The sequence below is a fragment of the Methylophaga thalassica genome, assembly GCF_030159795.1.
In the GTDB taxonomy this organism is placed as follows: Bacteria; Pseudomonadota; Gammaproteobacteria; order Nitrosococcales; family Methylophagaceae; genus Methylophaga; species Methylophaga thalassica.
In genome coordinates this window covers 428,907-439,862 of sequence record NZ_BSND01000004.1, presented here as the reverse complement: position 1 = coordinate 439,862, position 10,956 = coordinate 428,907, and the positions used below count along the sequence as shown (strand labels likewise).

At 42.1% G+C, this 10,956-nt stretch carries 12 protein-coding genes and 1 pseudogene; 12 read left to right on the top strand and 1 reads right to left on the bottom strand.

Translation table 11 applies throughout. The features are described from left to right. Positions 1-96 precede the first annotated feature (96 nt). From QQL60_RS06950 to QQL60_RS06940, 3 genes are all read left to right on the top strand, one after another. On the top strand, positions 97-1,425 hold the full coding sequence (locus tag QQL60_RS06950; protein WP_284722865.1) for an FAD-dependent oxidoreductase: 1,329 nt from the start codon (positions 97-99) through the stop codon (positions 1,423-1,425). Positions 1,426-1,509: 84 nt separating this feature from the next. After that, entirely contained in the window at positions 1,510-2,367 is an 858-nt protein-coding gene (locus tag QQL60_RS06945) for a chemotaxis protein CheW (RefSeq protein ID WP_284722864.1), read from the top strand. Positions 2,368-2,708: 341 nt separating this feature from the next. Continuing rightward, on the top strand, positions 2,709-3,215 hold the full coding sequence (locus QQL60_RS06940; protein WP_417568554.1) for a methyl-accepting chemotaxis protein: 507 nt from the start codon (positions 2,709-2,711) through the stop codon (positions 3,213-3,215). Here QQL60_RS06940 and QQL60_RS06935 read toward each other — a convergent pair. Next, positions 3,169-3,570 (bottom strand): annotated as a pseudogene (locus QQL60_RS06935) (cation:proton antiporter domain-containing protein); the annotation flags it as partial. The gene QQL60_RS06940 and the pseudogene QQL60_RS06935 overlap by 47 nt on opposite strands. Positions 3,571-3,898: 328 nt before the next feature. Between QQL60_RS06935 and QQL60_RS06930 the strand changes: the two are divergent. From QQL60_RS06930 to QQL60_RS06890, 9 genes are all read left to right on the top strand, one after another. Next, the gene (locus QQL60_RS06930) at positions 3,899-4,285 is read left to right on the top strand and encodes a tautomerase family protein (RefSeq protein ID WP_284722862.1); all 387 of its coding nucleotides are present in this window, start codon (positions 3,899-3,901) and stop codon (positions 4,283-4,285) included. 66 nt (positions 4,286-4,351) lie between these two features. Beyond that, positions 4,352-4,819: a transcription elongation factor GreB gene (gene greB, locus QQL60_RS06925; RefSeq protein ID WP_273180832.1), complete on the top strand. Its 468-nt coding sequence runs from the start codon at positions 4,352-4,354 to the stop codon at positions 4,817-4,819. A gap of 115 nt (positions 4,820-4,934) precedes the next feature. Beyond that, on the top strand, positions 4,935-5,312 hold the full coding sequence (locus tag QQL60_RS06920) for a MerC domain-containing protein (RefSeq protein ID WP_284451614.1): 378 nt from the start codon (positions 4,935-4,937) through the stop codon (positions 5,310-5,312). Next, complete coding sequence (locus tag QQL60_RS06915) at positions 5,305-5,709, top strand: TraR/DksA C4-type zinc finger protein (RefSeq protein ID WP_284722861.1); 405 nt, start codon at positions 5,305-5,307, stop codon at positions 5,707-5,709. Before QQL60_RS06920 ends, QQL60_RS06915 begins: the two co-directional genes overlap by 8 nt. After that, complete coding sequence (gene zigA, locus QQL60_RS06910; RefSeq protein ID WP_273180828.1) at positions 5,693-6,901, top strand: zinc metallochaperone GTPase ZigA; 1,209 nt, start codon at positions 5,693-5,695, stop codon at positions 6,899-6,901. Before QQL60_RS06915 ends, zigA begins: the two co-directional genes overlap by 17 nt. Continuing rightward, complete coding sequence (locus tag QQL60_RS06905; RefSeq protein WP_284722860.1) at positions 6,898-7,554, top strand: DUF1826 domain-containing protein; 657 nt, start codon at positions 6,898-6,900, stop codon at positions 7,552-7,554. The genes zigA and QQL60_RS06905 overlap by 4 nt, the downstream gene beginning before the upstream one ends. 125 nt (positions 7,555-7,679) lie before the next feature. Continuing rightward, a complete protein-coding gene (locus tag QQL60_RS06900; protein ID WP_273180823.1) occupies positions 7,680-8,132 on the top strand; it encodes a Fur family transcriptional regulator in 453 nt (150 codons plus the stop codon). Positions 8,133-8,235: 103 nt separating this feature from the next. Then, complete coding sequence (locus QQL60_RS06895; RefSeq protein WP_284722859.1) at positions 8,236-8,937, top strand: ABC transporter ATP-binding protein; 702 nt, start codon at positions 8,236-8,238, stop codon at positions 8,935-8,937. A 16-nt stretch (positions 8,938-8,953) separates the two neighbouring features. After that, on the top strand, positions 8,954-10,948 hold the full coding sequence (locus tag QQL60_RS06890; RefSeq protein ID WP_284722858.1) for a TonB-dependent receptor: 1,995 nt from the start codon (positions 8,954-8,956) through the stop codon (positions 10,946-10,948). Positions 10,949-10,956: the final 8 nt, after the last annotated feature.

Here is a 10,956-nt window from a genome sequence, read left to right as displayed (position 1 = left end):
TCAGTAGGTTTCATCGCCGCGTTTCATCGCTATTTTTTGACTGCGGTGAAACGCTGATTCTGTTAAAATCGCCGGCAGTTTTTGCTGGGATAAAAAATGACAGAACAAGTCCATGATGTAGCCATTATCGGTGGTGGCGTATGCGGTACAGCACTGATGTATTTGCTCACTGAATACACCGATATACAACATATCGCTCTGGTTGAAAAATACGACCATGTTGCCAAAGTGAACTCTAACGGCAGAAATAATAGTCAGACGCTTCACTGCGGTGATATTGAAACGAATTACACCCTTGAGAAAGCCGCAAAGGTCAAAGCCGCGGCCCAGATGATTGTCAACTATGCTGATGAGCTGGCAGAACGTGATGAAATCATTTTTAAATACCCCAAAATGGTATTGGGCGTGGGTGAAAAAGAGTGTGCCATGTTACGTGAGCGTTTCGAACGTTTCCGCACCGTCTTCACTTCAATGCAGCTGCTGGAAAAAGAGCAAATCGCTGAGATCGAACCCAATGTGGTGATGGTCGATGGCAAGATGCGTGAAGAACCTTGTGTGGCATTGGCTGTGTTAGATGAATATTCAGCAGTGGATTACCAGCGTTTGGCTGAAAGCTTTGTCGAACAGGCACAAAAGCGAACAGATAAAGATCTCAAGCTATTTCTGAACAGTCACGTTGAAGACATCATTGAAAAAGATGGTGTGTTTTCAATTGTTACCCAGAACGCGGTTATCAAAGCCAAAACAGTCGTCGTTTCTGCTGGTGGACACAGCCTGCTATTAGCCCAGCAAATGGGATATGGTCTTGAATTCTCCTGTTTACCCGTTGCCGGTAGTTTCTATTTCACTCCGCCCTTACTCAATGGCAAGGTTTACACTGTACAAAACGACAAATTGCCTTTTGCCGCAGTGCATGGGGATCCAGATGTGTTGATTGAGGGTAAGACTCGCTTTGGACCCACTGCGTTGTTATTACCCATGCTGGAACGCTACAACAGCAAAACCTTTTTTGAGTTCTTACGTGTATTAAAGCTGGATTCACGAGTGATGAAAGTCTTCTGGGATTTGTTTAAGGTCAAAGACATTCGTAACTACATTCTGAAAAACTTCCTGTTTGAAGTACCACTGCTACGCCGCTGGTTGTTTATGAAAGATGCACGAAAAATCGTACCTTCTCTGCAATTAAAAGATGTCACCTTTGCCAAAGGTTTTGGCGGTGTTCGTCCTCAGTTAATTGATAAAAAATCATCTCAATTGATGCTGGGCGAAGCGAAAATCAACCCGGGTACAGGTATCGTCTTTAATATGACTCCTTCACCAGGAGCGACCAGTTGTCTGGAAAACGCCGAACTGGATTTACGATTTGTGTGTGGGCGACTTGGGGCACAGATAGATGAAACCCGTTTAAGAGCTGACCTGCACTGATAAGACTAAAATTTGTTTTAGTCTTCGATTCAGCAGCCGATATAGCTTCATATAAGCATACTAGTTTTTGGATGGAGACAGCATATGACACTGCATTCTGCTCAGGCGGCTAATGCCGGTAAGGCATCAGAGAAGACTCAGGTTTTCACCTTCTTTATCGAAGACATGATGTTTGGTCTCAATGTCGATTATGTGCTGATGCTGGGGCAGGATGTCGACTCCGTTCAAAAGGTCCCGGTGGAAGAACGTGGTCTGAAAGGGGTGATTAAATATCAGGGTATTGTGGTGCCGGTATTGGATTTTGCCCACCGGGTGGGTGTTAACTCTGGTATCGATAGTAAGGCCAAAATCATCGCCGAATTGAAGCTGCATGAGCAGGAGCTCAATGAGTGGGTCAATGCGCTGGAAATGGCCGTCAAAAATAGCAGTGAATTCACATACTCTACAGACTTGAAAAAAAGCCAATTTAGTCAATGGCGAAAACAGTTTCAAACCAGAGATGACACTTTGATGGAGTTATTGTCTTTGTTTGATGTGACTCAGCAGACACTCTATGAAATGGCAGAACGTTTGCTTACACTGAGCAATAGTGGCAACAGTCAGGATGCAATGGAATTATTGCGCCGCGAACGTGGTGCCACCATCCAGCGCATGAGTACATTATTTGCTCGTGCTGTTGAGCATTTACAAGCTGCTATGAGACAAGTCTTGTTATTCGTGACTGAAGATGGAAAAACGCCCAGATTTGCATTGTTGATAGACGAAATAAACGATGTGATTAGCTATGACGCGAGTGAGTTTCAGGCTAGTAATGCGGGCGCCCTGGCTCAGTTAAGTCAGATAGCAAAAGTACTGGATGGTATCTATACACGAGACAATAGCCCCGATTGTCTTTATTTCAATATTGATAAACTGATTGATGAGCCAATCTTAGTCACCTAACTTTTCAGTTTGGTTGAAGATGAGCGCATGAGTCGAGCCCCGTTTATTTTTTTGCCCGTTTACTCCCCGAACTGTCTGTGGTTATAACTCATAAAACTTAGCAGTGTTTTGTGAGCGTTACTTAGTGAACCTTTAAGGATGAATTAACTGTGTTTTCAAAAAAACTAAAACAACAAATAGCAGCATTAGAGCGAGAACTGAAAGAGAGAGAAAAACAACATCAAACGCAACAAAATGAGCTGATATCCCAGCTAGCTCAAAAAGAGAGTGAAATAGCGAGTTTAAAAAGACAGCTCAGTCAGGGTGAAGGACTGATAGGTGTTCAGTTAGAAGGCGGCAAGATGCTTCAAACTGTCCGTGATGGATTATTACAGAGTGCAACAAGTCTTAGGGAAGAGAGAGAAACGCTGGATCAGTTAAAAGAGATTTTTGCTCAGACCACACAAGCCGTTGAGAAATTAAATCAACGAGCTGAAACCATTAATGCTCATGCAAATGAGAGTATTACAGTTGTTGGGGTGCTAGATAAAACAGCTAACGATATCAATGTATTGGTTGCCACCATTCAAGAAATCTCAGAGCAAACTAACTTACTCGCGTTAAATGCTGCGATCGAGGCCGCCAGGGCCGGTGATGCCGGTCGAGGTTTTGCTGTTGTTGCCGATGAAGTCAGAAATCTTGCCTCAAAAGCCCATGATGCCAGTGACAAGATTGAATCATTAGTCAGTCAGGTTCTAAATCAGACCAGAAAAGAACGGCTAAGGAAGCCTGGCCACCATCTGATTTTAATAGTCCTCTTTCCGTCAGTGTTTGTAAAACAATGGCTGTGGAAGATAAGGAAAAGATAAGACCGATAGTGAACGAGACTGACCAGGGTTGATCCAGCATGATGCCAATCGCTGTGACCGCGCCGGTGGTTAATAAAATCTGGCCGCCACCCAAACCAAGTAAACGAGCACGCATGGACCAGAGTTTTCTCGGCTCTAATTCCAAGCCAATCAGAAAGAGCATCATCACCACACCAAATTCAGCGATATGCTGTATGGCTGAGACATTGACATTGAATAGTGTTAACAGCGGGCTGATGAGGATACCAGCAATCAGATAGCCAAGGACCGACCCTAGTGAAAAATGAGATGCAATAGGGACAACTAATACACCTGCAGCCAGAAATACAAAGGTCAGAAGCAGGATGTCAGTCATCAGTTATATCCATAAAACAGAATAGTAGTAAGTAAGGAAGAACGCTTTGCAGAAGTGGTCTCAAACACACGATATGGTCGTCTGCTTGACGACACTACATCTGTTGAAAATATAGCATATACGATTTATTGCAAATGACTTTTTAGTGATGCATGAACCTTGGCTGGATAGATGCTAGCTTAGTGGCTCAAGTACATAGCAAATCCGCTTAAATTACACAAAAGACGTTGGTTATAATACCTTCAGAAAGGCTTATTAATCAGCAACAATTAGCAGGGTTGTTGAATATAAATAAGATAAACATAGAGGCTTATTGAGGTTTTATTCAATGATTATTATTTACGGTATTAAAGAGAGGCTTAATCCAATTAAAGCGCAGTTATCAGATGTTATTCATCGATGTATGCAGACTGTGTTGGGATTACCTGAAGATAAACGGGCTCATCGCTTTATTCCGATGGATAAAGATGATTTCTATTATCCCGGCGGACGAACAGACGCTTATACGGTGATAGAAATTCATATGATGTCAGGGCGACAAGTTGATACACAAAAACAATTGATTAAGACTTTATTCCAAGAAATTGAAACACAGCTTTTTATCTCTCCCAGTGATATTGAGATCACTATTCACGAACAGGCACCTTATCAGTGGGGATTTCGAGGTATGACAGGAGATGAAGCCAGAGATCTCAATTATAAGGTGAATGTCTGAGCATCAAAGCTCACGTATTTATTGAATATTGATATGATCCAGCCTTTTTCATTTGGAATGTAAACAATGGCATCTTCACCGTATATTACTGCCGAAGGCTACGCAGAGCTGAACCAAGAACTCACTGCGCGTTGGGCACGACGCCGTGATGTGGTGAAAGCGCTTTCAGCGGCGGCAGCTGAGGGAGACCGTTCTGAGAATGCTGAATATATTTACCGTAAAAAAGAATTACGTGAGATCGACCGTCGAATTCGTTATTTGCAAAAAAGATTACCTGATTTGAAAGTGGTGGATCAGGCGCCCGATAATAAAGATCATATTTTTTTCGCTGCCTGGGTCACTGTTGAGACAGAAGAGGGTGATGAAAAGGAATATCGCATTGTCGGCCCGGATGAGATTGATGCCTCAAAAGGCTATATCAGTATTGATTCGCCATTAGCGCGAAAGTTACTGGGTAAGACGATAGATGATGAGGTAGTCATTGAGGTTGCTGGTCAGAAAAAAGTCTACTTTGTCTTGGCAATACGCTATTAGTTCAGTGATGTTTTTTCTAAACGTCTAATTCCATTTTTAGTTTGAACCATGAATTTTCTTGCATCTGCTATTTTTTAACAATATGATACGATATATCATAAATTAAGAGGTGCTTATGAAAGACAATATTGCAATTGCTTGTTCAGGCTTGTGCTTAGTGCATTGTGTTATTACATCGATGTTGATGGGGTTAGCGGCATTAGGTGCTGTCAGTGCCTGGCTGGACTCACCCTGGATACATCAGGTGATGTTAGTACCGGTTATATTATTTGCTCTGTTGAGCTTACCTTTTGCCTATATTAGGCATGGTAATCATGTCCCCATGATTCTAGTGGTTCTGGGAATCAGTGCCATGGTGTCGACCTTTTTTCTGCCCGAGCATTATGAGTTCTGGATTACGATTCCATCGGCGCTTGCGATTATGAGTGGGCATTTCTGGAATCGTAAGTTAGTCACTAAAAAATCCTTAGTGATGGAGCCAAGTAATGGATGAAAAAGCCTTGTTGGCTATGGACCAAGCTGACTATATGAATGCTGAGCAGTTAGCTTTTTTTGATGCCAGGTTGCTTGAGTTGAGGCAAGAGACACTGGATGAAATTGAAGCATCAAAGGTGGACATTAACTATGAAAGAGTCAGTGATGTATCGGATCGAGCGACTCTGGAAGAAGAGGCTCAGCTTGCATTAAGACTGGCCGATCGTAAGCGTCAGCTGATTCCTAAAATTGACAAAGCCAGGCAGCGGATACGCCAAGGAGATTACGGCTATTGCATAGAAAGTGGGGAACCGATTGGCTTAGCACGGCTATTGATTAGGCCAACGGCAGAATACAGTACCGATATCAAGAATATAAATGAAAAAAGAGAACGACGTTATGAAGACAAACGATAAGCGCCTGCCAGTGACTGTTTTGTCAGGTTTTCTTGGCGCAGGCAAAACCACCGTACTCAACCATATCCTGAATAATCGTGAGGGTAGGAAAGTCGCGGTTATTGTGAATGATATGAGTGAAATTAATATTGATGCTCAGCAATTAAATAACGAAGTGGATTTTAATCGGGCAGAAGAAAAGCTGGTTGAAATGAGCAATGGTTGTATTTGCTGCACTTTACGTGAGGATTTGCTGATTGAAGTCAAACGTTTGGCAGATGAAGGTCGGTTTGATTATCTGGTGATTGAATCAACCGGTATATCCGAACCCTTACCCGTCGCCGAGACGTTTACTTTTGCTGATGAAGAAGGGGAAAGTTTATCGACGATTGCCCGTTTAGATACGATGGTAACGGTGGTCGATGCCGTCAACTTTTTAAAAGATTTCCGTGAAGCGCAGTTATTACAAGATACTGGCGAACATCTCGGTGAAGACGATATGCGTAGTGTGGCGGATCTGTTAATAGAACAAGTCGAATTCTGCGACGTGATTCTAATCAGCAAAACTGACTTATGTAGCACCGCAGAGTTGAATGAGCTGACATCCATACTCAGAAGCTTAAATACGCTCGCCGAAATTATTCCCCTGAAACATGGCCAGGTACCACTGGAAAAAGTTCTGGCCACACATAAGTTTGATTTTGATAAAGCGTCACAAGCACCAGGCTGGTTACAAGAGGCCCGTGGTGAGCATATTCCTGAAACGCAAGAGTATGGCATTAGTAGTTTTTCATATACAGCACGCAAGCCTTTTCATCCGCAGAAGTTTTATGAGTTTCTGCATCAGGAGTGGCCGTGTGGAAAATTAATCCGGTCTAAGGGATATTTCTGGTTAGCCAGTCGCCCGCAGTTTGCCGGGCAATGGAATCAGGCCGGTGGTATTGCCCATCATGGTTTCGCGGGTATGTTCTGGAAGGCTGTCCCTACTGAACGCTGGCCACAAGATGATGCATCAATTGAAGTCATTATGGAGAACTGGCAAGAACCCTTTGGTGATATGCGTCAGGAGTTGGTTTTTATCGGACAGAATCTCAATGAAACTCAGGTCAAAAAGCAATTAGATGCTTGCTTATTGACGGATGAAGAACTATTAGCGGGTAAGTCAATGTGGCAGACATTACCTGACCCCTTTCCTGCGTGGCAAATGCAATGACAGCATTAAAAAAGCAAGAGGTTGAGTTTCCAGGTAACATTAACTATGTATCTGAAGTGTATGATTTATCAAGTATATATAGTGAAAATATTAACTTGGCTTTATGGCGCAGAAATAGAAGTTCAGCATTGCTTGATGATATTGCTGGCTTAGTGAATACCCATTCAAGTTTTGCGCTCAGGGCGGTGTTGAAACCCAGTGAAGTGAAAGAATGGTTGAGGGCCTCATTAAAACAACAGGCATTTACTGCACTGGAAAATGATATGACGTTTCTGGCGGAAGTGTTTGCAGATTTATTTGATTTAACGCATGTCGGCTTAAGACTGGAGTTATTAGATAAAACAATGTGCCCACGCTTTCATGTAGATAAATTATTATGTCGCCTGGTCACAACCTATACAGGTGATACAACACAGTGGTTACTGGAAGATAATGTCAATAGAGACAAGCTTGGTGCAGGAGCGAATGGTCAGCCTGATGAAAGCTCAGGCATTTATTGGCATGAGGATGCCATACAAAAAGCTATGCCAGGTGATGTTTTATTGATGAAGGGGCAGGGCTGGACTGAGTCCAGTGTGGATGGTTTAGTTCATCGATCGCCACTAGCCAGTCCAGATAACCGACGTTTGTTTCTCGGTATTGATTTCGCATAGGAATAATTTATAGTCTGTTTCGGAGTTAATTCCTGATAGGATGGTTAACTGTTAAAATTCCGTTATGATTGACCTGTCATCGTTAATGTTCGCGCCTGATGACCGCTACACCTTTAAGTGATGTTATGGATAAAGAGAAAGCAATAAATCAAGCTGAAAAAAGTTGTATTGAGCATGGAGGCAAACTGACACCTAAACGTAAAGTGGTGTTGGAGCTTCTTCTTGAAAATGCTCATCCTCAGTCTGCCTATGAACTCGCTGATCTCTATCAGCAAAAATTGGGTGAAAAAATTCCAGCAATGTCAGTGTATCGAATGCTCGAATTTCTTATTGAACAGGGCCTGGTCCATAAATTGGCCTCAACCAATAAGTTTCTTGCTTGCTCTCATATTACTTGCACACATAAACACGAAACACCGCAGTTTCTGATTTGTGATAATTGCCAGTCAGTCAGTGAAGTTGGGGTCGATACTAAGCTTATTGAAGCATTAGAAAAAAGCATTCAACAAAATCATTTTCAATTAAATAGTCCCCAGTTGGAATTACATGGGCTATGTGAGCACTGTCAGCAACAATAAAAACCCAGAAACGCTGGGTTTTATTTATAATTAAATTTGATATGATATATCAACATCTTGAGAATGATTATCAAATAATAATAGGTCATGGACACAAAACTACATGTTAGAAGTCAGTAATTTGAACAAATATTATGGGAAAAACCATGCTGTAAATGAGTTAAATTTTACAGTAGATTCTGGTGAGATTTTATGTCTGTTGGGTGCTAATGGTGCTGGAAAAACAACTACACTCAATATGTTATTAGGATTTGTTAAACCAGATTCTGGTCGTGCTATTCTGGATGGTATCGATATGTATCATCAGCGGACTGAGTGCCGTGAGCAGATGATGTATATCCCCGAAAATGTTCATCTCTATCCCAGTTTTACTGCCGTAGAAAATATCAGCTATCTCGCTGAGCTTGCCGGTGTAAAAGTTATTCAGTCAGATATCAAGGATGTGCTGCTTAGAACAGGGATTACAGAAGCACAATTAGAGCGAAAAATCGGTAGTTTTTCTAAAGGCATGAGACAAAAAGTGGCGATTGCCTTTGCACTGCTAAAACATGCCAAATTGGTTTTGATGGATGAACCCACATCCGGGTTGGATCCTGTTGCCACTCAAGAATTTATCGAAGTAGTCAATACCATCAAACAACGCGGTACTGCGGTTTTGATTGTCACCCATGACCTGCTATGTGCTCATCAATTAGCAGACCAGATCGGCATTATGAGTCAGAGGAAATTAAAACAGCTAATAAAAAATGATGATCTGACGTTACCTGATCTAACAGAACAATACTTTGAGCAATTCTCAGCTTAATTTAAGGATTATTTTAGTGAAAAAAACACTTCCCTCAACACTGGTTGTGACAAGTTTATTCCCAGTACTTCTGATGGCTGATAGCGATTTACCTGCCGAAATTGCTCCGATGGTTGTTACAAGTGATGCGCCTGATTATGTGAAAGATAATCTGGCGGGTTCTGTGAATGAAATAAGCAAAGAAGAGATTCAGATACAACAAGTGACTAATGTCATGGAGTTATTTACGCGGGTACCTGGTGTGTATTTGGCTCGCTATAACCAAGGCATTGTTGACTCTGAAATGGGTATCAGAGGTTTTTCTGCTGAGGGAACGACTCCTCATGCGGCAACACTGATAGACGGGATTCCATCTAACACACACTCTGGTTTCAGTGAAATGAATCAATTATTTCCAGCTGATATCAGTAATATTGATGTTTATAAGGGAAATAGTGATCCACGATATGGATTATTTAATATTGCTGGCAACTACAATATCGAAACACGTAGTGATATTGGCCGAGAGGTCACTTTAACTGCAGGTAGCTATAACGAAAAACAAGTACAAGCCTATGCGGGTGAGCAGACTGGCAATTTAAGACATAATTATTTCTTTGGTTACCGCGACGCTGACGGCTATCGAGATAACGAGAAAACTGAAAAATACAGTGCTTCAGGCCGTTGGTTCTATGATTTTAATGATGATACCTCACTCGGTTTTATCGCACGTTTTTCAGGTATAGATGCCGATGCAGCCGGTTTTCTGGATCGTGACGTGGCAAAAAAACACCCAACACGATCAGCTGATTATGCTGCTCAGGATGGTGGTGAAAAGCATACCAACTCATTTAGTTTGCATTTTGACCACGCTTTCTCAGACAGCCTCGACTGGTCACTAAAATCGTATTTCAATCATTATAAACGTGAGCGTTGGGTTAGATTTAAGCAAGATACCGCTTTACAGAACAGAAATGATGAAGAAGATCATTATGGATTTATCTCTACACTGAGCTGGGAAATTAATCCAGAATGGAAAGTTCAATGGGGAGCTGATGTTCAAAAGCAAGAAGTGTTAGAGCAACGCTTCGGTACTGTCGGATTCCAGCGTGAACGTGATCGTAATGCAGTGAACCGTGATCGTCATTATGAGTTTATCAGCTACGGTAGTTATATACAGATCTCAAACTCTCCGTTTGACTGGCTATCGTGGAATGCTGCCATGCGTGCAGATCGACTGCGTGGTGAGTACTGGGATAAGGATCTGAACTCAATCAGTAAAAACGAACGCAATATCTATGATTTTGGCACCATTGTTCAGCCTAAATTGAATGTGTTTATTTATCCGACAGATGATGTCACCGTGTTTTTTAACTATGGCCAAAGCTTCCAGCATCCAGTTGGAAAAAATGCCTACACAGCTGGCGACACTTCAGCACGTGATGTGTCGATGAATGATGGCTGGGAACTGGGTAGTAAATGGGCGGCTTTATCAACTTTAGAGTTGAGTCTTTCTTATTGGGAGCAGCGAGCCAGCGATGAATATATACAACTAGTTGATGGCTCATTTAGCAATGTGGGTAAAACCCTGCGTCAGGGCGTGGATCTGAGCTTTAGCTGGCAGGCTAATACACAAACAATGGTTTGGGGTAATGTTTCAAAAATAGAATCAGAAATTCAAACACCTGGCGCAACGGATGGTAATCAGTTAATTGGCGTGCCAGATTATACGGCTTCAGTTGGTGTAAATTACCAGCTCACACCAAAGCTGATGTGGCAAACCACGCTGGATTCGCAAAGTGGTAGTTATGTGAACACAGCTAATGAAGGCGGAAAGTTTGGTAAATACAACCTCGTTAATACCAGCCTGAACTATGACGCGGGCTGGGGCGATATTAATTTCCGAGTCAATAATTTATTCAATGAATATTATGAATATGTGTATGACTGGGGCACTGATGGTACTGATACGATTCATTCGCCCGGAAATGGTGTTAATGCATCATTGTCTGTTTCATATCGCTTTAAGTAAGTAGGTCA

Excerpts from the sequence above, each read along its gene's own strand:
- QQL60_RS06950 (WP_284722865.1), top strand. The coding sequence starts at position 97 with ATGACAGAACAAGTCCATGATGTAGCCATTATCGGTGGTGGCGTATGC.
- QQL60_RS06945 (WP_284722864.1), top strand. The coding sequence starts at position 1,510 with ATGACACTGCATTCTGCTCAGGCGGCTAATGCCGGTAAGGCATCAGAG.
- QQL60_RS06940 (WP_417568554.1), top strand. The coding sequence starts at position 2,709 with ATGCTTCAAACTGTCCGTGATGGATTATTACAGAGTGCAACAAGTCTT.
- QQL60_RS06930 (WP_284722862.1), top strand. The coding sequence starts at position 3,899 with ATGATTATTATTTACGGTATTAAAGAGAGGCTTAATCCAATTAAAGCG.
- greB (WP_273180832.1), top strand. The coding sequence starts at position 4,352 with ATGGCATCTTCACCGTATATTACTGCCGAAGGCTACGCAGAGCTGAAC.
- QQL60_RS06920 (WP_284451614.1), top strand. The coding sequence starts at position 4,935 with ATGAAAGACAATATTGCAATTGCTTGTTCAGGCTTGTGCTTAGTGCAT.
- QQL60_RS06915 (WP_284722861.1), top strand. The coding sequence starts at position 5,305 with ATGGATGAAAAAGCCTTGTTGGCTATGGACCAAGCTGACTATATGAAT.
- zigA (WP_273180828.1), top strand. The coding sequence starts at position 5,693 with ATGAAGACAAACGATAAGCGCCTGCCAGTGACTGTTTTGTCAGGTTTT.
- QQL60_RS06905 (WP_284722860.1), top strand. The coding sequence starts at position 6,898 with ATGACAGCATTAAAAAAGCAAGAGGTTGAGTTTCCAGGTAACATTAAC.
- QQL60_RS06900 (WP_273180823.1), top strand. The coding sequence starts at position 7,680 with ATGGATAAAGAGAAAGCAATAAATCAAGCTGAAAAAAGTTGTATTGAG.
- QQL60_RS06895 (WP_284722859.1), top strand. The coding sequence starts at position 8,236 with ATGTTAGAAGTCAGTAATTTGAACAAATATTATGGGAAAAACCATGCT.